Genomic DNA, 1,362 nt, shown 5'->3' on the forward strand with positions numbered 1-1,362 from the left:
GGCCGAGGCCGCCCATGCCGGTGAAGTCGTAGGCGCTCTCCGCGTGCTGGCCCTCGTCGATGCCGCTGACCTCGTGCTCGGTGCTGTCGCGGGCCCAGGCGATGCAGCGGTCCACGTCGGGCACCTCGAGCGCGATGTCGACGATGCCGTCGCCGTGCCGGTCGTGGTGGGCGACGAGCGGGCTGTCCGGGTCCACCGCGCCCTGCACGACGAAGCGCGCTCCCCCGCTGCGCAGCACGAACGCCTTGTGGTCGCGGTTGCCGGTCTCGGGACCGGAGTACGCCTCCAGCCGCATCCCGAACGCCGACTGCAGGTAGTGCGCGCTCTGGGTCGCGTTGCCGACGACCCACACCAGCGCGTCCCACCCGATCACCGGAAACGGATCGACACTGTCGTCGTGCTCGATCAGCCCGACGAGCTGCTGCTCAATGGTCATGACCAAGGAAATCCCGCCCCGGCCGAGCTAGGCAACTACACCGCCGAACCCTGAACAGGCTGACACGAGAAGCCACCGATTCCCCGCCGATGGTGGACAATTTGAATAGCACCCGACCGCGGACGGCACGGAGGTCTCCCGCATGCGCACGCCGGCGAAACTGGACGAACTCGATCTCGCGATCCTGACCGCGATGCACACGTATCAGAAGGCCGGAATCCTCGAGCTGTCGCGCCGCACGAAGGTCGCGCGGGCCACCGTGCAGGCGCGGATCAACCGGATGGAGGAGTCGGGGGTGATCGCCTCCTACGATCCGCAGATCGACGTCACCGCGGCCGGATTCGATGTGCAGGCCTTCGTGACGCTCGAGATCGCGCAGGGCGCGCTCGACACCGTCAGCGCCGAGCTCGCGGCCATTCCCGGCGTGCTGGAGGCCTACGCGACCACCGGTTCCGGCGACGTGCTGTGCCGGATCGGCGCCGACTCGCACGCCGGTCTGCAAGCGGTGCTGCTCAGCATCGACCGGACCGGTTCGGTGGTGCGTTCGCACAGCGTGATCGTGCTGTCGACGGTGATCGCGCGGCGCACCATGCCATTGCTGCGCACGCTGACCCCGGCGGGCACCGCGAAGGCGCCCGCCTACCGCGAGCCGCGCTGAACCGTCACTGCCTGCCCAGGCGGGTCAGCAGGCCGTGCACATGCGCCTCGGCGGCCGCGCGGGCCGACTCGGGATGCCCGGATTCCAGCGCCTCGACGATGCGCCGGTGTTCGCGCAGGGCGACGCGGCGGTTGCGGGCCGAGCACCACAGGTCACCGCGGTAGAGGTGGGCCTTGGCTTCCAGCCGAGCCAGTTCGTCGACGACGCAGCTGTTGCCGGAGGCCTCCCGGATGAAGGTGTGGAACTCCAGGTCGAGCTGGGCGTCGCG

Annotated in this window: 3 protein-coding genes; 1 reads left to right on the forward strand and 2 read right to left on the reverse strand. The window is 69.8% G+C overall.

Annotation, left to right across the window (positions count from 1 at the left end; genetic code table 11):
- A partial coding sequence (locus ACWDNU_RS45880; protein WP_449673455.1) for a VOC family protein occupies positions 1 to 436 on the reverse strand: 436 nt, incomplete at its 3' end.
- Positions 437 to 578: 142 nt separating this feature from the next.
- On the opposite strand from ACWDNU_RS45880, the gene ACWDNU_RS45885 reads away from it, so the two are divergent.
- Positions 579 to 1,094, forward strand: coding sequence for an Lrp/AsnC family transcriptional regulator (locus ACWDNU_RS45885; protein ID WP_355273739.1), 516 nt, complete (start codon positions 579 to 581; stop codon positions 1,092 to 1,094).
- Positions 1,095 to 1,098: 4 nt separating this feature from the next.
- On the opposite strand, the gene ACWDNU_RS45890 is transcribed toward ACWDNU_RS45885, so the two are convergent.
- On the reverse strand, positions 1,099 to 1,362 hold a 264-nt coding region (locus ACWDNU_RS45890), incomplete at its 5' end, for an FCD domain-containing protein (protein ID WP_449673456.1).

The sequence above is a fragment of the Amycolatopsis sp. NPDC003676 genome (assembly GCF_053587275.1).